Here is an 18,504-nt window from a genome sequence, read left to right as displayed (position 1 = left end):
GGTCACGGTTGTTCTCCGGAGGTCAATCGGCGCCCAGCTGCAGGCGGCTCGGCTGGCGCCGTTCGATCGCCCACTTCAGCAAGGTCGCCACGCGATAGACCGCATGGGCGAATTTGCCGTAGGGCAGGGTGAGGAAGAGAGCCATCACCGTCCCGAGGTGAACGGCGAGCAGCAGCGCCATGGCCCCGGTGTCGCGCAGGGCCAGGAGCGCGAGGCCGGTGAGGCTGGTGGCGAACAGCAGGACGATGAAGGCGCGGTCCATGGGCCGCTGCGCGGGGTCGCCGTGCAGCGGATGGCGGCGCAGGTTCAGCCAGAGCAGGCCGGCCGGGCCGGCGAGCAAGCCGAGGCCGCCAACGGTGCCCAGGAGCACTGGCATGCTGAGGATGGGGTACGGGGCCTGCAGGCCCAACACGTAGTGATAGAGCGTGGCCACGCTGGTGGAGGCGAAGCACAACATGAAGCCGTAGAAGGTGAGATGGTGGAAGCGGCGCCGCAGCAGCGTGGACCTGTCATCGGCTTCGTTGCAGCCGTCGCCATGGCCGCCATCGAGATAGGTGAGCGCCAGGGCGTTGCGCACCGCCTCGCCGGCCGATTCGCCTGTCACGACCCCTGGCGACTGGCCGCGCCAGAATCGCACTGCGCCGATCGTGAGCGCGAGCACCGCCCAGCCGAAGGCCAGGCCGAACATCCACACCATGGTTCCATGGGGAAACACGGCGTAGAAGTTGCCCGCGAGCGGTTCGTGGAAGAGCGAGCCGCGTTGCGCCAGCAGCATCACGAGGAAGAGCGCGAGTCCGCCGGCCGTGGCCAGGGCCAGCGTCAACCCGTTGTTGCGGTACAGCGCGCCCAACGGCTGCGGCCAGGCGTAGCCGGCGTAAGTCTCGTGCCGCACTTCCGCCATGGCGCGCGGCACATTGACGGCGAACTCGTGCGGCGGCGCGTACTGGCAGGCGTGCAGGCAGGCGCCGCAGTTGTGGCACAGGTTGGCGAGGTAGTGCGCGTCGCCCGCGCTGAAATCCAGCCGCCGCGCCATCGCGGGAAACACCGCGCAGAACGACTCGCAGTAGCGGCAGGCGTTGCAGATCTGCAGCTGTCGCGCAGCCTCCGCGGTCGCCGCGCTGTGCGCGGCTTCGCCGTTGGCAAGTGCCACGGCCTCCCGCGCGAGCGCATCAAGCGATTGCATGGGCAGTCTCCGTCGCCAAGGCCGCGCGTGCCGCTTCGGTTCCGGCGATGCGCCCGAAGGCCGTGCCGATGCTCATGCCCACACCGGCGGTGTAGCCCTGGCCCAGGACGTTGCCGGCCATCATCTCGCCCGCCACGAACAGGTTGCCGCTGGGTTGGCTGCCGAAGTAGACGCGCGCCTGCGCATCGGTTTTCAAGCCCAGGTAGGTGAACGTGATCCCCGGACGCAGTGCGTAACCGAAGAACGGCGGCTGATCGATCGGCCGGGCCCAATGCGTCTTGGGCGGCGTGAGGCCTTCGGTGCGGCAATCGTCCAGCACGGTGTGGTCAAACTGGCCGACGCGGCAGGCGGCGTTGTACGCATCCAGCGTCTGCACGAACCGATGCTCGTCCAGCTGCAGCGCGCGCGCCAGTGCGGGCAGGCTGTCCGCCTTCACGCCGGGGAACACCGGCGGCATGAAGCGGCCGACCGCCTTGCTGTCGATGATGCAATACCCCACCTGGCCCGGCTGCATCGCCACCAGCCGGCCCCAGATCGCATAGCGCTTGGGCCAGAAGTCCTCGCCCTCGTCGTAGAAGCGGACGGCGTCGCGGTTCAGCATCACCCCCAGCGAGACCGCGTCCACCCGTGTGACGATGCCCCCGTCATACAGTGGCGCGCGTGCATCGATGGCCACGCAATGCGCCTGCGTCGGATCGCCGATGATGTCCGCGCCCTGGGCCATCATGTGCTTGAGCAGCACGCCCTGGTTGAAGCGCGTGCCGCGGATCAGGAAGTTGTCGGCGGGCCATTCGCCGCGTTCGTTCTGGCCCCACGCTTCCCGCAGCCATTCGCGGTTGGACTCGAAGCCACCGGCGGCCAGCACGCAGGCCTTCGCTTCGAATCGCTTCGATCCCGCGTGCGCCGCGACGAAGCGGCCATCTTGCAGTTCCAGCGCCTCCACCGGTGAGTCGTAACGCACTTCGACGCCAAGGCTTTCCGCGCTCCGGTAGTAGGCGTTGACCAGGGCCTTGCCGCCGCCCATGAAGAAGGCATTGGTGCGCGACAGGTGGAGCGTGCCTGCCAGCGAGGGCTGGAAGCGCACACCGTGCTTGCGCATCCAGGGCCGGCAGGTGGCCGATGCGCGGATCACCAGCCGCGCCAGTTCCTCGCTGGTCTTGCCCGCGGTGACCTTGCGCAAGTCCTGCCAGAACTCCTCCTCGCGGTAGGCCTCCAGCAGCACGTCCTGCGGTTCGTCGTGCATGCAGCGCAGGTTGCGGGTGTGCTGCGAGTTGCCGCCCCGCCACTCGCGCGGCGACGCTTCCAGCAGCAGGACGCTGGCACCCGCCTCGCGGGCCATGAGGGCGGCGCAGAGGGCCGCGTTGCCCCCGCCGATGACGAGAACATCATGCATTGGAGCTGCACTGTAGGTGGGAAGCGGGCGGCCGACCAGCAGCCAACGCTGAAGGGGGTATCAGGGATCGAGATGGCTGAACCGGGCGCCGGCCCAGCGGCCTTTGGCGACGAGTTCGCTTGCGCAGTCCGCCAGCACGACGCGCACCGCGCGGCCGGCCGGCGACAGCTCCTCGTCGGACACGCTGCACAGCGAGTTGAGGCGCCGCAGGCGCGCACCGGCGATTTCCGCCACTTCGAACACTTCCGGCTTCGGTGGGTGAGACGCCCTTGGACCCGCGTTGCAGCAGCCGGGTGGACAGTTCGCTTTCCAGCCGCGCGACCTGCTGGCTGAGCGCCGACTGCACCACGTCCAGGTCGATCGCCGCCCGGCTCATGCTGCCGAGTTCGACGATGCGCACGAAGTAGCGCAGTTGCCGCAGTTCCATGCGCAGCCGCTCAGAGCGCCTTGCGGCCGATCACGCCGCCGATGCGCCGCACCAGCCACTTGGGCGTGCCGCGCGAGGCGATCATCGCCGTGCGGTTGAGGATGCCCGGCACGCAGATCACCTCGCCCTTCATGCAGGCGGCAAAGCCTTGCCGCGCGACGTCGTCCACGTCGCCGACCAGGAAGCCCGGCAGCTGGTTCAGGCGTGCATTGGCGCCGCGCGCCCCCTGCAGCATGTTGGTGGCGGTGATGCCCGGGCAAAGCGCCGTGACCGTCACGCCGGTGCCCTGCAATTCTTCGGACAGCGATTCGGTCAGCGACAGCACGTACGCCTTGGTCGCGGCATAGGTGGCGAGCGTGGGCACGGGCTGGAAGGCGGCGATGGAGGCGACGTTGAGCACCCGGCCGCGGCCGCGCTCGACCATCCGCGGAACGAAGTGCGCGAGCAGGGCGGTCAGGCCCGTGATGTTCAAGTCGATCAGCTGCTGGTGGTCCGCGGGCTTCATGCCGGCGAAGGAGCCCTGGTGGAGCACGCCGGCGTTGTTGACCAGGACGTCGATGGGCCGGCGCTTGCGCTTCAGGGTGGCGGCCAACTTGGCCGCTGCGCCATCGACGCCGAGGTCGGCGGGCTCGCACCAGACCTTCACGCCATGGCGAGCCGCCAGGTTCTCGGCCAATGCCTCCAGCTTGTCCGCGCTGCGTGCCACCAGCACCAGGTGGTGGCCGGCTTGCGCGAAGCAGTGCGCGAGCGATTCGCCGATGCCCGAGGAGGCGCCGGTGACGAGGACCGTGCTGGTGGGCGGGGCTGCGGGCATGGCGTCTCCGGGGGCAGTAGGCGCCCATTGCACCACAGCCGGGTGCGCGCCTAGGAAGCGGGGCGCCGGTGCCGCAGGAAGAAGCGCAGCATGGCCGCGGAAGCGGAAGGCCCCGACGGATCCGTGTACGACCCCGCCGCGTCGCCGCCCGACCAGGCGTGCGGGCCCGCGGCCACTTCCCAGTATTCGAGCATGACGGTGCCATCGTCGCGGCTGTAGGACGTGCGCATCGCGGCGCGGTCACCTTCGGTCGACTTCGTCAGTACGCGTTTCAGTTCGCCGCCGGACTTCAACGCCGCCACCGTTTCCTGCACGATCTGGCTGCCGTTCGACGGATGCACGGTCTTGTCGGCGCTGCCGTGGAACACGATCGTCGGCAGGGCCGCGGCGGCTTGCCGCGGCGCACCCGTCTTGCGTTGCGCCTTGCGCATGGCGGCGAAAGCCGACACGACGTCGTTCGCGGAGCCGGGGCCCAGCCCCGAATGCACGCCCACTGCCGCGAACACGTCAGGGTAGAGCTGCGCGACGATCGTCGCCATCGCCCCACCGGCCGAAAGGCCCGCGACATACACGCGGCCGGCGTCCCCGCCGTGCTGCTCGACCACCTGGCGGGCGAGCGAGGCGATCATCTCCGGCTCGCCGCTGCCGCGCCGCTGGTGCGCCGGTTCGAACCAGTTCCAGCAACCCATCTGGTTGGCGCTGCGCAGCTGCTCGGGGTAGACCACGATGCACTGCTGCTCCTGGGCCAGGACGTTCATGGCCGTACCGGCCGCGAAATCGGCGGCGTCCTGCTTGCAGCCGTGCAGCAGCACCAGCACGGGGCGGGGTCCTTGGGCCGTGCCGGCGGCGGCATCGGGCGTGAAGAGGCGGTAGTTGTAGCTCTTGCCGCCGGAAATGAAGACGTGGCTGTCGAAGGCACCCGGGCGGTGCACGGTGTCGGCGGGCGCAGGTTCTGGCTCGGGGCGCGCGATGTCGGGTTGCGCCGGGAGTTCGCGGAAGGCAACGTCCTCGACTTCGGGGAGCACGTGCGCCATCGGCGCAGCGGGGTTCGCGGCCCGCGGCTCAGCTTGTTCCGTTGCGGGCTTGGGGGCACGCAGCCCCTGCAGCGCGCGCTGGATGAGCCGCGTCGCTTCCGCCAGCTTGCCCTGCCGGGTGAGCCGGGTGGCGTCCGTCATGTCTTCGAGAGGGGTGTACATCTGTTCCTTCGAGTATGTTGCGGTGCAACAATACTCCCATCTCGGGCTTCCGGGCGCGGTTGCAAGGCCGCTGCAAGCAATTGGGCGGCGTCCTACCCCCAGCCGCCGCCCAGCGCCCGGATCAGGCCGACTGTCGCCTGGTACTGGCTCGAACGCACCTGCAGGGCCTGGCGGCGGTTGCGCAGCTCGCTGCGGCGCGCGTCCAGCAGTTCCAGCTGGCTCACCAGGCCGCTGCGGTAGCGGGTGTCCGAAAGCGTGGTGGCCCGGCGCGCCGCGTCCACGGCGCGGCCTTGGGCGCCTGCCTGCTCGTGCAGCAGCCGCAAGGCGGCCAGCTGGTCCTCCACGTCGCGGAACGCGACGAGTACGTTGCCGCGATAGACCGCCAGCGCTTCGTCGAGCCGGCCTTGCGCGCCTTGCACCCCGGCCTCACGCCGCCCGCCATCGAAGATCGGCAGCGAGAGCAAGGCGCCGATGCTCCACGCGCGCGCCGACCACTTGAACAGGTCGCCGAGTTCGGGCGACGCGAAGCCGCCGTCGGCAGTCAGCGTGATGCCGGGGAACCATGCGGCCTGTGCAATGCCGACACGGGCTTGCGCCGCGAGCAGCGAGGCTTGCGCCGCCGCGACGTCAGGACGGCGGGTGAGCACGGTGGCTGGGACGCCAGGTGGGATCACAGGCAAGGCCGTGCGCCAGTCGGGCGCTTCCTGCAAGGTGAAGCCCGAGGCGACTTCACCGACGAGCACCGCGAGCGCGTGCTCCGTCTGCGCACGCTGGCGGTCCAGCGCCAGCAGCTCCGCTTCGGTCGCCGCCAGCTCCGACTGCACGCGCACCACATCCAGCTCGGCGATGTCACCGGCCTGGAAACGCCGCTGCGTGAGCCGCAGCGTGTCGGCATGCGCTGTGATGGTTTCGCGCACCAGGGCCCGCTCGACATCCAGCGCACGCACGGCCAGATAGGTCTGTGCCGTCTCGGCCTGCGCCAGCAGGCGCGTGCTTTGCAGCAGGGCCTCGCGCGCCTGGGCATCGAGGGTCGCGGCGTCCTGACTGCGTGCGAGCCGCCCGAAGAGGTCGACTTCGTACGACAGGCTTGCGCCGGCTTGCAGCAGGGTGCCAGGCGCCGCGCCGGCTGCGGTGTTCGCGCCAGCCTGGCGCGTTGCGCCGGCCCCCACGCCGATCTGCGGCATGCGGTCCGCCTGCGCGTTGCGCACCAGCGCGCGCGCCTGGGCCAGGCGCGCGGCGGCTTCCTGGATGCTGGTGTTGCCCGCGCCGGCGCGCATCACCAGGTCATCCAGCACAGGGTCGGCAAAGGCCTTCCACCAGGTGCCGCGGTCCTGGGCTTCGGCGGGGGCCGCCACGGTCCACGGTTGCGCGCTTCGCTTGAACTGCGCGGGCGCCTGCGGTGAGGCGGGCAACTCGGGCAGCGCGGTGGCGCAGCCGGCCAGCAGCAACGCGGTGGCCAGCGGGAGCAATCTGAGTTGGTTCATGTGATTCATTCCTGGTGCGGCGCGGCTACCACGGGGCGGGCGGAGGCGCCGCCACCAAAGCTTTCGGGCTGCGGCACGGTGCCATGCAGCTTGAGCGGCCGGTTGCCGGTGAGGGCGCGCAGCGCGACGTAGAACACGGGCGTGAGGAACAGGCCGAACGCAGTGACGCCGATCATCCCGGCGAACACCGCGATGCCCATCGCCTGGCGCATCTCGGAGCCGGCGCCGCTGGAGAGCACGAGGGGCAGCACGCCCATGACGAACGCCAGCGAGGTCATGAGGATGGGGCGCAGGCGCAGCCGGCTCGCCTCCAGCGCGGCCTGCACGGGCGTGCGGCCGGCGAACTCCAGTTCGCGCGCGAACTCCACGATCAGGATCGCGTTCTTCGCGGACAACCCCACCAGCACCATCAGCCCGATCTGCGTGAAGACGTTGTTCTCCCCGCCTGCCAGCCAGACGCCCGTCATTGCCGCAAACAGGCCCATGGGGACGATCATCAGGATGGAGAGCGGCAGCGTCAGGCTCTCGTACTGCGCGGCCAGCACCAGGAACACCAGCAGGATGGCGAGCGGGAATACCCACACCGCGGAATTGCCGGCCAGGATCTCCTGGTAGGTGAGGTCCGTCCACTCGAAAGCGATGCCCTTGGGCAGCGTCTCCGCGGCAATGCGCTCGATGGCCGCCTGGGCCTGGCCCGACGAGACGCCGGGCGCCGGCCCGCCGTTGATGTCGGCGGTGAGGTAGCCGTTGTAGCGCATGGCACGTTCCGGGCCGAAGCTGGATTGGACCTTCATCAGCGCGGAGAGCGGCACCATCTCGCCCGAAGACGAACGCACCTTCAGCGCGCCGATGTCTTCAGCGCGGGCCCGATATGGGGCATCCGCCTGCACCCGCACGCTGTACGTGCGGCCAAACTTGTTGAAGTCATTCACGTAGAGGCTGCCCAGGTAGGTCTGCATGGTGTCGAACACGTCCGTCACCGCCACGCCGAGCTGCCGCGCCTTGGTGCGGTCGATGTCGGCGAAGAGCTGCGGCACATTGACTTGCCAGCTGGTGAACATGCCGGCCAGCTCGGGCGTCTGGTAGGCCTTGGCCATGAACGCCTTCACCGCGCCGTCCATCGCTTCGTAGCCGAGCGAGCCGCGGTCTTCCAGCTGCAGCTTGAAGCCGCCTGTCGTGCCGATGCCCTGCACGGGCGGCGGCGGGAACATCACGATGAACGCGTCCTGGATGCCCGCGTAGGCCTGGTTCAACTGGCCGGCGACCGCGCCCCCGCTCTGGTCTGCGCGCTTGCGTTCGTCGAACGGCTTGAGCATGGCGAACACGATGCCGGAGTTGGAACTGTTGGTGAACCCGTTGATGGACAGCCCCGGGAAGGCCAGCGTGCCTTCCACGTTCGGGTTCTTCTCGGCGATCTCGCCCATGCGGCGGATCACTTCCTCCGTCCGGTCGAGCGTGGCACCGTCAGGCAACTGGGCGAATCCGATCAGGTACTGCTTGTCCTGCGCCGGGACGAAGCCGCTGGGCACGATTTTGAACAGGCCCACCGTCGCGACGGCGAGCACCAGGTAGACGCCGAACATCACGGCCTTGCGTTTGACAGCGCCGCGCACGCCGCCGCTGTAGCTGGTGGCGCCGCGCTGGAACACGAGGTTGAAGCCACGGAACAGCCAGCCGAAGGCACGGTCCATGCCGCGCGTCAACGCGTCCTTGGGCGCGTCGTGACCGCGCAGCAGCAGGGCGGCCAGCGCGGGCGACAAGGTCAGCGAGTTGATCGCCGAGATCACCGTGGAGATCGCGATGGTCACCGCGAACTGGCGGTAGAACTGGCCGGTGAGCCCGCTGATGAAAGCCAACGGCAGGAACACGGCGACCAGGACCAGCGCGATGGCGACGATAGGACCGGACACTTCCTTCATCGCCTGGTAGGTCGCCTCGCGCGGCGACAGCCCGCCTTCGATGTTGCGCTCCACGTTCTCCACGACGACGATGGCGTCGTCCACCACGATGCCGATCGCCAGCACCAGCCCGAAAAGGCTGAGCGCGTTGATCGAGAACCCGAGCAGGTGGAGCACGGCGAACGTGCCGACCACCGACACCGGCACCGCCAGCAGCGGGATGATCGAGGCGCGCCAGGTCTGCAGGAACAGGATGACGACCAGGACCACCAGCAGGATGGACTCGATCAAGGTCTGCACGACCGACTTGATCGAGGCGCGCACGAACTGCGTCGGGTCGTAGGCGATCCGGTACTCGACGCCTTCCGGCATCGACTTGGAGATCTCGTCCATGGTGGCGCGCACCTGCGAGGAGATGTCCAGCGCGTTCGAGCCCGGCGCCTGGAACACGCCGATGCCGACGGCCGCGTCGTTGTTCAGCAATGAACGCAGCGAGTAGTCGGCGGCGCCCAGTTCGGTGCGGGCGATGTCGCGCAGCCGCGTGACGGCGCCGTCGGTGCCGGTCTTGACGACGATGTCGCCGAATTCCTCCTCGTTCTGCAGCCGGCCCCGCGCATTCACGGAGAGCTGCAGGTCCACGCCCGGCATCCCGGGCGAAGCGCCGACGACGCCGACGGCGGCCTGCACGTTCTGCTCGCGGATCGCCTTCACCACGTCGCTGGCCGCCAAGCCGCGCTGCGCGACCTTCTGTGGATCCAGCCAGATCCGCATCGCGTATTCGCCGCCGCCCCAGATGGCGACCTGGCCCACGCCCTGAATACGTGCCAGCCGGTCGCGCACGTTCAGCACGCCGTAGTTGCGCAGGTAATCCATGCCGTAGCGGCCGTTGGGCGACACCAGGTGCACCACCATCGTGATGTCGGGTGTGCTCTTGACTGTGGCGAGACCCAGGCGGCGCACTTCTTCGGGCAGTCGCGGCTCGGCCTGCGCCACGCGGTTCTGCACCAGTTGCTGCGCCTTGTCGGGATCTGTACCGAGCTTGAAGGTGACGTTGAGCGTCATCAGGCCGTCGGTGGTGGCCTGGCTGCTCATGTAGAGCATGCCTTCGACACCGTTGATGGCTTCTTCCAGCGGCGTCGCCACCGTTTCGGCGATCACCTTGGGGTTGGCGCCGGGATACGTCGCCCGCACCACCACCGAAGGCGGCACGACCTCGGGATATTCCGAGATCGGCAGCCCGCGCAACGCGATCAGCCCGGCCAGGAAGATCAGCACCGACAGCACGCCGGCGAAGATCGGCCGGTCGATGAAGAACTTGGAGAAGTTCATCCCGCCTTCCCTTCCATCGGCACCGCTTGCGGCTGCACCACGGCGCCGGGGCGCACGCGCTGCAGGCCGTTCACGACGATGCGCTCGCCGCCCTTCAGGCCGCTCTGCACCACGCGCAGGCCGTTCACCGGCGCGCCCAGCGTCACCTCGCGGTATTCGGCCTTGTCGCCCGTGCCCACCACCAGCACGTACTTCTTGTCCTGGTCGGTGCCCACGGCGCGCTCGCTCACCAGCACGGCGCGGCCGGTCTGCGGCTGGCCCATGCGGATGCGGGCGAACTGGCCGGGCATCAAAGCGCCATCGGCGTTGTCGAAGGCGGCGCGCACGCGCACCGTGCCGCTCTTGGCGTCCACCTGGTTGTCGATCAGTTGCAGGCGGCCGCGGTGCGGCGTGTCCGCCGATGCCGCCGTGCCCATTTGCACCGGCACGCGTGCTATCAGCTGGCGGGCGCTGGCGCCGGTGTGCAGGTCCTTCAGCGCCTTGGCGATCACCTGTTCGTCGGCGTCGAAGCTGGCGTAGATCGGGCTGACGGACACGAGCGTGGTCAGCACCGGCGCACCAGGGCCCGCGGCGACGAGGTTGCCGGCCGTCACTTCCACCTTGCCGATGCGTCCGGCGATGGGCGCGCGCACCTGTGTGTAGCTCAGGCTCAGGCGCGCGCTCTGCAACTGCGCCTGCGCGGCGCGCAGGTTGGCCTCCGCCTCGCGACGCGCGTTCTGGCGCTCGTCCAGTTCGCGCTGCGCGATCGCCCGGTCTTCCCACAGGCGCTGCGCGCGCGTGAATTCGCTCGTGGTGTGGGCGACGCGCGCTTCGGCGGCAGCCACCTGGGCTTCGGCCTTTTCCACATCGGCCTGGTACGGCGCCGGATCGATGCTGACCAGCAGGTCGCCCTTGTGCACCAGTGCGCCTTCGCGGAAATGCGTGGCAAGCACGGCACCGGCCACCCGCGAGCGCACTTCGACACGTTCAACGGCTTCGAGCCGGCCGGAGAATTCGTCCCAGGCGGTCACGTCGCTTTCGGCGACGGTGGCCACGGAGACAGGAATGGCCTGGGGCGCGCCGGCGGCGGCCGTGGCCTGCGCCTTGCCGCTGGGCAGGCCGAACACGATCGCCATCGTCGCAGCCGTGGCGGCGGCGATGGCACCGGTGGCCATCCACCAGGGACGGGAACGGGAGTAGACGTGGAGTTTCAAGTTTCTTTCCTTCTCGGTTCTTGTTCGGGCAAAGCAGGGGCTGGCCAGGCCCGCGAATCTCGGGCTTGACACGATGTCAACGTCAAGGGGAGGGTTGCGAGGCGCGCTTAGGTGGGCGGCGGCGTCGGTGCGTAGAGGAAGCCGCGCAGGTGCTCACGGACCGTGTCCGCGCAGGCGCACATTTCGGCGCCGGTTTCGCCCAGCGATTCGGGCCAACCGGTGTTGGGCGGCAGCAGGCCGCTGCGCACGGGGATGCCGGCCTCCTGCAGGCGCCGCGCATAGGTCAGCGCTTCGTCCCGCATCGGATCGTCACCACCGGTCAGCACCAGCGTAGGGGGCAGCCCGGCGAGGCGCAAAGCGCGGCCGGGGACTGCGTAAGGGTGTTCGGCATCCATCGGGCTGCGCAGGTACTTGCGCCAGCCTTCAGTGAATTTGCAACCGGCGAAGTCGCAGGTGGCTTCGCGCAGCGAAGCCGTGCCGGTGCACGGATCGAGCATGGGCGCCACCAGCAACTGGCCGGCCAGCGGAGGATGCGCACGGTCGCGTGCCACCAACGCCACGGAAGCGGCCAGGTTGCCGCCGGCTTCCTCGCCGGCGACGAACACGCGGGCTTCCTTGCCGGCGAGCTGCGCGCGGCTCTTGTAAAGCCACTCCAGCGCCGCATATCCGGTTTCCACGGCCTGCGGAAACGGATTCGCGGGGGCGAGGGGGTAATCGACGGACAACACGACCGCATCCGCCTCGGCCAGCAGGCGTGCCAGGCAGGCGCCGCTGTCCAGGTCGCCCTCGACGAAAGCGCCGCCGTGGAAGTGCAGGACCAGCGCACGCTCCCGGTCCCCACGGCGCTTGGCACCGTACTGGCGCATGCGCACATCGCCATGGCCGGCCAGCGCGACGACGCTGTCGGACTCGGGCACGGCGGGCAGGGACACGGTGGAAGGCATGGTTCGAATATAGGCACAACGAATCTGCGGATAAAGCGGGCTCCTGCCAGTTGTCTGTTTCCACCGGGTGAACAATCGCGGCCTTGAATTCCCGGAATCGGGAAGAACTGGAAGAAAAAGAAGATGGACCAGATTCAGTCGATGCGCGTGTTCGCCCGCGTGGTGGAAGCCGGCAGCTTCACCCGCGCCGCCGAATCGCTGGACTTGCCCAAGGGCACGGTGACCAAGTTCGTCCAGCACCTGGAGACTCGGTTGCGCGTCAAGCTGCTGAATCGCACGACGCGGCGGGTGACCGTCACGCCGGACGGCGCGGCCTACTACGAGCGCACGGCGCGCGTGCTCAACGACCTCGACGACATCGAGGCCAGCATGAGCAATGCGCAAGCCAACCCGAGCGGGCGCCTGCGGGTCGACGTCGGCTCGTCGGTCGCCAGCCTGATCATCATCCCCGCGCTGCCGGAATTCTTCCGCCGCTACCCGGAGATCCAGCTCGACCTGGGCGTGGGCGACCGGCCGGTGGACCTGATCGGCGACAACGTCGATTGCGTGATTCGCGGCGGCGATCTGGTCGAGCAGTCGCTGGTGGCGCGGCGCATCGGCAACATGTCGCTGGTGACGGTGGCGACACCGGACTACCTGAAGCGCCATGGCACGCCGCGCCATCCGCTGGAGCTGGAAGACAAGCACACCACGGTCAACTACTTCTCGCCGCGCACGGGGCGCCCGTTCCCACACGAGTTCGTGAAGGACGGCGAGATGCTGGAGATCAGCGGGCGCTACAGCGTGGCGGTCAATGAATCGAATGCGCACTTGGCGGCTGTACTCGCGGGGCTGGGCGTTTCGCAAACGGTGGTGTTCAGCGCGGCACCGCATCTCGCGAGCGGCGAGCTGGTCGAAGTGCTCACGGAGTGGACGCGACCTGCCATTCCGCTGCATGTGGTGTACCCGCCGAATCGCCACCTGAGCGCCAAGGTGAGAGCTTTCGTCGAGTGGACGGCTGAGTTGTTCGCGAAGCACCCGCACCTTCACCGGAGCTGAACACACCGCGCTCCGGCAGAATGGGCGGATGACAGCCCGGGAACCCGAAGTCCTGATCAGCGAAGTGGGCCCGCGCGACGGCCTGCAGTCCGTGCGTGCGGTCATGGCCACGCCCGACAAGTTCGCCTGGATCACGGCGCTGCACGCGGCAGGCATCCGCGAGATCGAAGTCGCGTCCTTCGTTCCGGCCAAGCTGTTGCCGCAGATGGCGGACGCGGCGGAAGTCGTGCGGCATGCGCTCGCATTGCCCGGCTGGACGGTGATGGCGCTGGTGCCCAACCTGCGCGGCGCCCAGGCGGCGCTGGCGGCCGGCGTGCGCAAGATCACCATTCCGGTGTCCGCCAGCGAAGCGCATTCGCTTGCCAACGTGCGCAAGACGCGCGAAGAGATGGTGGAAGAGGTGCGGACCATCGTCCGGCTGCGCGACGGGGCCGCGCCGGACGTGCTGGTCGAGGCTGGCCTCTCCACGGCGTTCGGTTGCACGTTGCAAGGCGACGTGAAGGAAGACGACGTCGTCTGGCTGGCGGCCCAGGTAGCCGCGGCGGGCGTCGACGAATGCGGGCTGTCCGACACGACTGGCATGGCCAACCCCGCGCAGGTGAGACGCCTCTTCCAGCGCGTGCGCGCCGAGATCGGCGAGAAGACGGGCGCGGCCCACATGCACAACACTCGCGGGCTGGGGTTGGCGAACTGCCTTGCGGCTTACGACGTCGGTGTGCGCACTTTCGATGCGTCGCTGGGCGGCCTGGGTGGTTGTCCCTATGCGCCCGGCGCTTCCGGCAATGTCGTCACCGAAGACCTGGTGTTCATGTTCGAGGCCATGGGTGTGCACACCGGCATCGATCTGGAAAATCTCATGGCGGCGCGTGCGCCTTTGCAAGCTGGCTTGCCGGGCGAGCCGGTGTACGGCATGACGCCCGAAGCGGGCCTGCCCAAGGGCTTCGTGCAGGGACATGCGCATGCCTGAGAACACGCTGCCGAATACGCTTCCTTATGCCGGCCTGCGCGTCGTCGAGTTCACCCACATGGTGATGGGCCCGACCTGCGGCATGGTCCTGGCCGACCTGGGGGCAGAGGTCATCAAGGTCGAGCCATTGGCCGGCGACAACACCCGGCGTCTGCTGGGCTCCGGGGCCGGATTCTTTGCCTTGTTCAACCGCAACAAGAAGAGCATCGCGCTCGACCTGCAATCACCTGAAGGCCGCGAAGCCGCGCTGCGCCTGGTTGCCACCGCCGACGTGGTCAGCGAGAACTTCAAGCCCGGCACCATGAAGAAGCTGGGGCTGGATTACGCCAGCCTGAAGCAGCTGAACCCGCGGCTGGTCTACGTCAGCCACAAGGGCTTCCTGCCGGGTCCCTACGACCACCGCACGGCGCTCGATGAAGTGGTGCAAATGATGGGCGGGCTCGCCTACATGACGGGCCGCCCCGGCGACCCGCTACGGGCGGGAACCAGCGTCAACGACATCATGGGTGGCATGTTCGGTGCCATCGGTGTGATGGCGGCGCTGGCGCAGCGGGAGAAGACCGGGCATGGGCAGGAGGTGCAGTCCGCCCTGTTCGAGAACAACGTGTTCCTGGTGGCGCAGCACATGATGCAGTACGCGGTCACGGGAAAGCCTGCGGCACCCATGCCGGCCCGCATTTCGGCTTGGGCCGTGTACGACGTGTTCCAGGCGCGCGGTGGTGAGCAGATCTTCCTGGCGGTCGTGAGCGATTCGCAGTGGGCCGTGTTCTGCGACGCCTTCGGATTCGCCGACCTCAAGGACGACGCGCGGCTGAAGACGAACAACGAGCGCGTGGTGGCGCGCGAGTGGCTGATCCCGATGCTGCGCGAGCGCATCGCCAGATACGGTGTCGCCGAGCTCTCCGCCATGTTCGAGAGGCATGCCTTGCCCTTCGCACCCATCACCAAGCCGGAGGACCTGCTGGACGATCCGCACCTGCAAGCCACCGGCGGCCTGGCACCCATCACGCTGCCTGATGGCCGTGAGACGCGCACCGTGCTGCTGCCGCTGACGCTGGATGGCGAGCGTCCCGGTGTCCGGCTCAATCCGCCGCGCCCGGGTGAGCACACGCGGGAACTGCTCGCCGAGCTGGGCTACTCGCCTGAAGAGATCGATCGACTCACGAAAACCTGAAGGAGACCGGCCATGGCCGCTGTGGAATCCCAGCCCCTCGACGACAACGTGGTGCGTGCGCTGCAAGGCGTTTCGACCGCCACGCTCACCACCGTGCTGCTCAAGCACGGGCTGCGGAATGTGTGGATCCGCGGCACGCGGCCGCTCGCGCCGGGCTATCCGCGCATCGTGGGACGCGCGTTCACGCTGCGCTTCGTCTCGGCGCGCGAGGACCTGGCGACGCCGGCTTCCTGGGGCTCGCCGATCTCGACCCGAGCGGCCATCGAGGAAATGCCGGCCGGCTGCATCGCCGTGGTCTGCGCCATGGGCGTGACGGATGCCGGCATTTTCGGCGACATCCTGTGCGCGCGCATGCAGAAGCGCGGCGTGGGCGCGCTGGTGACCGACGGTGTGGTGCGCGACGTGGCCGGCGTGCTCGGCACGCACCTGCCCGTGTGGTGCCAGGGCACAGCCGCGCCGGCATCGGTGGCCGGACTCACATTCGTTGGCTGGCAGGAACCCATCGATTGCGGCGGCGTCGCGGTGTTCCCCAATGACATCATTGTGGTGGACCAGGACGGGGCGGTGCTGATCCCGGCCGCGATGCTGGATGAAGTGCTGGCCGCCTCGGTGGAGCAGGAACGGCTGGAAGGCTGGATCATGAGCCAGGTGGAGCAGGGCGTGAAATTGCCGGGACTGTATCCGCCGAACGAGGAGAACAAGGCGAAGTACGCGGCCTGGGTGAAAGAAATGTCATCCCGGACTTGATCCGGGATCCATCGGAGCACGTCGACACGCCGCCATGGATGCCGGATCAAGTCCGGCATGACAGCACTTCTAGTCGCGCGCCTGCGCGACGATCTCCGCCACCATCGCCTGCGCTGCCACTGACAGCGTCTTGCCCTTGCGACGCGCCAGGTAGATCGGCCGCACCAGGTGGGCCGCGCGCACCGGCACCGCGGCCAGCTCGGCGCGGCGGAAGTGGAACAGCGTGAGTTCCGGCACGACGCTCACGCCCAGGCCTTGCGCCACCAACGCAGCAACGGTCGCGAGGTGCTCCGCTTCCAGCCCGCCGGCGTCCCCGAGCGGCTGCGCCTGGGCTGCGTCGATGCATTGGCGCACGCTGCTGCCGCGCGCGAGGTGAATGAACTCTTCTTCCGCCAGTTGCGGCAATGTCACCCAGCGCTTGCGCGCCAGTGCATGGTCGGGCCGGCACACCAGGAAGAAGCGTTCCTGCTTCAGTTCGGTCAGGTCGAACTCCCGCAGGTCACCGCCCGCGGTGATCGCCATGTCGACCGTGCCGGCCCGAAGCAGGTCGAGGCTGCGCTGCGCCAGCGAATCGAACAGCTGCACGCGAATCATCGGGTTGGCCGCGCGATAGCGCGCGATGACCTGCGGCATCCAGACCGCCGCAACCGAAGGCAACGCGGCCACAGCCACCTTGCCGACGCGCCGCGTGGCGAGATCCTGCAGGTGCGCCAACGCATGCCGCAGGTCCTGCTGGATGCGCCGCACCTCCTCGACGAAGACTTCCCCTTCGGGCGTGAGGGCGACGTTGCGCGTGGAGCGCACGAACAGGGCGACGCCCGCCACCTTCTCGATGCGCGCGATCTTGTGGCTGAACGCGCTCTGCGAAAGATGGCAGCGCTCGGCGGCGCGAGTGAAGTGCTGCGCTTCGGCGAGCGCGAGGAAGGCCTCGAGGTCGCGGGACGAGAGATTGATTGGCTGCATCGATCAATTCATCGAAGAATTCCATTTTACAGATGACCGGCGGTGCCGGACGATGCGGCCATGGCTTCCAAGGGCATGCTGCGCATCGGGGGCGGCGCCGGTTTTTCCGGCGACCGCTGGGACGCGGCCGTCGCCGTGGTCGAGACGCTGGCGCGCGCTGGCGGTCCGGCCGTGCTGATGTTCGAGACGTTGGCCGAACGCACGCTGGCGCTGGCCCAACTGCAGCGCCGCGACAACCCCGATGCCGGCTGGGAGCCTTCGCTGGAGCGTTTCGTGCAGCCCGTGCTGGCGCGTTGCATCGCGGCCGGCATTCCCATCGTCGGCAACTTCGGCGCGGCCAACCCTCGTGGCGCTGCGCACAAGCTGCAGGCGCTGGCGGCTTCGTTGGGGCTGGGCACGCTGAAGATTGCTGTGGTGGAAGGCGACGACCTGAAGGCGGCTTTGCCGCCCGATCGGCTGGCCGAATTGCTGCCGCCGTCCCTGCGAGACCGTCCGCTGGTCAGCGCCAACGCGTACCTGGGCGCGCAGGAGATCGCCGCAGCCTTGCGCGGCGGCGCGCAAATCGTGGTGACGGGCCGCGTCGCTGATCCGGCGTTGGCCCTGGGGCCCATCCTCGCGCACTTCGACTGGAAGGCCGACGCCTGGGACCTGCTGGCCTGCGGAACCATGGCGGGCCATCTGCTGGAATGCGGGGCCCAGGTCACCGGCGGCTACTTCGCCGACCCGGGTTTCAAGGACGTGCCGCGTCTCGCGGAAGTGGGCTTCCCCATCGTCGAGATTCACGCGGATGGGGGCTTCGTGGTGACCAAGGCCGAGGGCACGGGTGGCATCGTGAACCGCGCCACCGTCATCGAACAACTGCTGTACGAAGTGCACGATCCCGCCGCTTACCTCACGCCGGACGTCGTGGCGGACATCAGCCAGGCCGAAGTGGTCGACCTGGGCGGTGACCGCGTGGAAGTGCGTGGCATCCGGGGCCAACCCGCACCGGAGCGCCTGAAGGCGACCGTCTGCTACGAAGGCGGCTGGCTCGCCGAAGGCGAGATCTCCTATGCCGGCCCCAACGCCGCGGCCCGCGCGCAATTGGCAGGCGACGTCGTGAAGCAGCGCGTCCATGCGCTGGGCCTGACGCCGCTGGCCCTGCGCCGCGACCTCATCGGCGTCACCAGCGTGTTCGCCGACGACGCCGGGGCCTGGTGGGACGGCCAGCCGCCCCCTTCCGCTCCCGATGTCCGCCTGCGCATCGCCGCCAGCACCGCCACGCGCGGGGAAGCCGAAGCCATCGCCCGCGAAGTGCTGGCGCTCTACACCTGCGGCCCCGCCGGCGGGGGCGGCGTGCGCACGCATGTGACGCCGCGCTTGGCCAGCGACTCCTGCCTGGTGCCGCGCCAGTGGCTGCAGCCCCGCTGGAGCTTTGCAGAATGAGCGCATCGCGTACCGTCCTGCTGCATACCCTGGCCCATGGGCGCACGGGCGACAAGGGCAACCGCTCCTCCATCAGCGTGATTGCCTATGATGCAGTCCACTGGCCGTTGCTGGTCGAGCAAGTCACCGAGGCACGCGTGGCGCAGTTGTTCGCTTTCCGCCGCCCCAGAGCGGTCAAGCGTTACCTGCTGCCGCAACTGTGCGCGATGAACTTCGTGATCGACGACGTGCTCGATGGCGGCGTGAACGGCGCGTTGAACCTCGACGCGCACGGCAAGACGCTGGCCAGCCTGCTGCTGACACTGCCCATTCCGATTTCTGACCCATGA

At 68.7% G+C, this 18,504-nt stretch carries 16 protein-coding genes and 1 pseudogene; 6 read left to right on the top strand and 11 right to left on the bottom strand.

The genetic code is table 11. The features are described from left to right. Positions 1–22: 22 nt before the first annotated feature. From tcuB to FN976_RS15120, 10 genes and pseudogenes are all read right to left on the bottom strand, one after another. Positions 23–1,183: a tricarballylate utilization 4Fe-4S protein TcuB gene (tcuB, locus tag FN976_RS15160; protein WP_145893882.1), complete on the bottom strand. Its 1,161-nt coding sequence runs from the start codon at positions 1,181–1,183 to the stop codon at positions 23–25. Next, positions 1,170–2,576 carry an FAD-dependent tricarballylate dehydrogenase TcuA gene (gene tcuA / locus FN976_RS15155; RefSeq protein ID WP_145893881.1) on the bottom strand — a complete coding sequence of 469 codons (1,407 nt, stop codon included), beginning with the start codon at positions 2,574–2,576 and terminating at the stop codon, positions 1,170–1,172. Before tcuA ends, tcuB begins: the two co-directional genes overlap by 14 nt. 60 nt (positions 2,577–2,636) lie before the next feature. Next, complete coding sequence (locus FN976_RS28895; RefSeq protein WP_186510922.1) at positions 2,637–2,819, bottom strand: hypothetical protein; 183 nt, start codon at positions 2,817–2,819, stop codon at positions 2,637–2,639. A gap of 1 nt (position 2,820) precedes the next feature. Further along, positions 2,821–3,003: pseudogene (locus FN976_RS15150) on the bottom strand (LysR family transcriptional regulator); the annotation flags it as partial. A 10-nt stretch (positions 3,004–3,013) separates the two neighbouring features. Beyond that, the gene (locus FN976_RS15145; RefSeq protein ID WP_145893880.1) at positions 3,014–3,817 is read right to left on the bottom strand and encodes an SDR family NAD(P)-dependent oxidoreductase; all 804 of its coding nucleotides are present in this window, start codon (positions 3,815–3,817) and stop codon (positions 3,014–3,016) included. A gap of 50 nt (positions 3,818–3,867) precedes the next feature. Continuing rightward, positions 3,868–5,013, bottom strand: coding sequence for an extracellular catalytic domain type 1 short-chain-length polyhydroxyalkanoate depolymerase (locus FN976_RS15140; RefSeq protein WP_255440449.1), 1,146 nt, complete (start codon positions 5,011–5,013; stop codon positions 3,868–3,870). A gap of 92 nt (positions 5,014–5,105) precedes the next feature. Then, positions 5,106–6,497, bottom strand: coding sequence for an efflux transporter outer membrane subunit (locus FN976_RS15135; protein ID WP_145893879.1), 1,392 nt, complete (start codon positions 6,495–6,497; stop codon positions 5,106–5,108). 5 nt (positions 6,498–6,502) lie between these two features. Next, entirely contained in the window at positions 6,503–9,724 is a 3,222-nt protein-coding gene (locus FN976_RS15130; protein WP_145893878.1) for an efflux RND transporter permease subunit, read from the bottom strand. Then, positions 9,721–10,878: an efflux RND transporter periplasmic adaptor subunit gene (locus FN976_RS15125; RefSeq protein ID WP_145894069.1), complete on the bottom strand. Its 1,158-nt coding sequence runs from the start codon at positions 10,876–10,878 to the stop codon at positions 9,721–9,723. Before FN976_RS15125 ends, FN976_RS15130 begins: the two co-directional genes overlap by 4 nt. 146 nt (positions 10,879–11,024) lie before the next feature. Next, positions 11,025–11,861, bottom strand: a complete 837-nt coding sequence (locus FN976_RS15120; protein ID WP_145893877.1) for an alpha/beta hydrolase — start codon at positions 11,859–11,861, stop codon at positions 11,025–11,027. 123 nt (positions 11,862–11,984) lie between these two features. Between FN976_RS15120 and FN976_RS15115 the strand changes: the two genes are divergently transcribed. The 4 genes from FN976_RS15115 to FN976_RS15100 are packed head-to-tail and all read left to right on the top strand — an operon-like array spanning position 11,985 to position 15,787. Continuing rightward, positions 11,985–12,899: a LysR family transcriptional regulator gene (locus tag FN976_RS15115; protein ID WP_145893876.1), complete on the top strand. Its 915-nt coding sequence runs from the start codon at positions 11,985–11,987 to the stop codon at positions 12,897–12,899. A gap of 28 nt (positions 12,900–12,927) precedes the next feature. Continuing rightward, positions 12,928–13,866, top strand: coding sequence for a hydroxymethylglutaryl-CoA lyase (locus FN976_RS15110; protein ID WP_145893875.1), 939 nt, complete (start codon positions 12,928–12,930; stop codon positions 13,864–13,866). Further along, a complete protein-coding gene (locus FN976_RS15105) occupies positions 13,859–15,040 on the top strand; it encodes a CaiB/BaiF CoA transferase family protein (protein WP_255440448.1) in 1,182 nt (393 codons plus the stop codon). The genes FN976_RS15110 and FN976_RS15105 overlap by 8 nt, the downstream gene beginning before the upstream one ends. Positions 15,041–15,052: 12 nt before the next feature. Then, complete coding sequence (locus FN976_RS15100; protein ID WP_145893873.1) at positions 15,053–15,787, top strand: ribonuclease activity regulator RraA; 735 nt, start codon at positions 15,053–15,055, stop codon at positions 15,785–15,787. A 69-nt stretch (positions 15,788–15,856) separates the two neighbouring features. On the opposite strand, the gene FN976_RS15095 is transcribed toward FN976_RS15100, so the two are convergent. Further along, positions 15,857–16,750 carry a LysR family transcriptional regulator gene (locus FN976_RS15095; protein WP_145893872.1) on the bottom strand — a complete coding sequence of 298 codons (894 nt, stop codon included), beginning with the start codon at positions 16,748–16,750 and terminating at the stop codon, positions 15,857–15,859. 60 nt (positions 16,751–16,810) lie between these two features. Here FN976_RS15095 and FN976_RS15090 point away from each other — a divergent pair, with 60 nt between their 5' ends. Both FN976_RS15090 and FN976_RS15085 read left to right on the top strand, forming a co-directional pair. After that, positions 16,811–18,175 (top strand): acyclic terpene utilization AtuA family protein, encoded by a 1,365-nt coding sequence (locus FN976_RS15090; RefSeq protein ID WP_145893871.1) that lies wholly within the window; start codon positions 16,811–16,813, stop codon positions 18,173–18,175. Continuing rightward, positions 18,172–18,504 carry an AtuA-related protein gene (locus FN976_RS15085; RefSeq protein WP_145893870.1) on the top strand — a complete coding sequence of 111 codons (333 nt, stop codon included), beginning with the start codon at positions 18,172–18,174 and terminating at the stop codon, positions 18,502–18,504. The genes FN976_RS15090 and FN976_RS15085 overlap by 4 nt, the downstream gene beginning before the upstream one ends.

Origin of the sequence: Caenimonas sedimenti (genome assembly GCF_007833165.1) — a bacterium.
GTDB classification, from domain to species: Bacteria; Pseudomonadota; Gammaproteobacteria; order Burkholderiales; family Burkholderiaceae_C; genus Ramlibacter; species Ramlibacter sedimenti.
Note: the sequence above shows the minus strand (reverse complement) of the source record. Positions and strands in the feature narration are given on the sequence as shown.

Coding starts and splice junctions, on each gene's coding strand:
- tcuB (WP_145893882.1), bottom strand. CDS start 1,183: ATGCAATCGCTTGATGCGCTCGCGCGGGAGGCCGTGGCACTTGCCAAC.
- tcuA (WP_145893881.1), bottom strand. CDS start 2,576: ATGCATGATGTTCTCGTCATCGGCGGGGGCAACGCGGCCCTCTGCGCC.
- FN976_RS15145 (WP_145893880.1), bottom strand. CDS start 3,817: ATGCCCGCAGCCCCGCCCACCAGCACGGTCCTCGTCACCGGCGCCTCC.
- FN976_RS15140 (WP_255440449.1), bottom strand. CDS start 5,013: ATGTACACCCCTCTCGAAGACATGACGGACGCCACCCGGCTCACCCGG.
- FN976_RS15135 (WP_145893879.1), bottom strand. CDS start 6,497: ATGAACCAACTCAGATTGCTCCCGCTGGCCACCGCGTTGCTGCTGGCC.
- FN976_RS15130 (WP_145893878.1), bottom strand. CDS start 9,724: ATGAACTTCTCCAAGTTCTTCATCGACCGGCCGATCTTCGCCGGCGTG.
- FN976_RS15125 (WP_145894069.1), bottom strand. CDS start 10,878: ATGGCCACCGGTGCCATCGCCGCCGCCACGGCTGCGACGATGGCGATC.
- FN976_RS15120 (WP_145893877.1), bottom strand. CDS start 11,861: ATGCCTTCCACCGTGTCCCTGCCCGCCGTGCCCGAGTCCGACAGCGTC.
- FN976_RS15115 (WP_145893876.1), top strand. CDS start 11,985: ATGGACCAGATTCAGTCGATGCGCGTGTTCGCCCGCGTGGTGGAAGCC.
- FN976_RS15110 (WP_145893875.1), top strand. CDS start 12,928: ATGACAGCCCGGGAACCCGAAGTCCTGATCAGCGAAGTGGGCCCGCGC.
- FN976_RS15105 (WP_255440448.1), top strand. CDS start 13,859: ATGCCTGAGAACACGCTGCCGAATACGCTTCCTTATGCCGGCCTGCGC.
- FN976_RS15100 (WP_145893873.1), top strand. CDS start 15,053: ATGGCCGCTGTGGAATCCCAGCCCCTCGACGACAACGTGGTGCGTGCG.
- FN976_RS15095 (WP_145893872.1), bottom strand. CDS start 16,750: ATGCAGCCAATCAATCTCTCGTCCCGCGACCTCGAGGCCTTCCTCGCG.
- FN976_RS15090 (WP_145893871.1), top strand. CDS start 16,811: ATGGCTTCCAAGGGCATGCTGCGCATCGGGGGCGGCGCCGGTTTTTCC.
- FN976_RS15085 (WP_145893870.1), top strand. CDS start 18,172: ATGAGCGCATCGCGTACCGTCCTGCTGCATACCCTGGCCCATGGGCGC.